The 241-nt window shown below is 44.0% G+C and carries 1 pseudogene; it reads right to left on the bottom strand.

From position 1 onward, the window contains the following. Positions 1-241, bottom strand: a pseudogene (locus SJ312_RS23465) (MFS transporter); the annotation flags it as partial.

Here is a 241-nt window from a genome sequence, read left to right as displayed (position 1 = left end):
AGGTCACTATCCAGCGAATATCGAGAAAATCGGATAATTTTGCCACTGGAGCAGAGAACATCACAGGCAATAAGCCAATGGGCGCCTATGCGAGCCCTGCCCATGTTGCCGTTTAGCCATAAACTTCCTGTAAAAGTTGTGGCAACAAATCAATAGCGCCGAAATTGGCCATATATGCCAAGCTGACAGAAATCGTTCCGATGGTAAAATTGCGCGATTTTAATAACGATAATTCGACAAT

Origin of the sequence: Providencia sp. CIM-Carb-044, from assembly GCF_033901115.1 — a bacterium.
Classification (GTDB): domain Bacteria; phylum Pseudomonadota; class Gammaproteobacteria; order Enterobacterales; family Enterobacteriaceae; genus Providencia; species Providencia hangzhouensis.
Note: the sequence above shows the minus strand (reverse complement) of the source record. Positions and strands in the feature narration are given on the sequence as shown.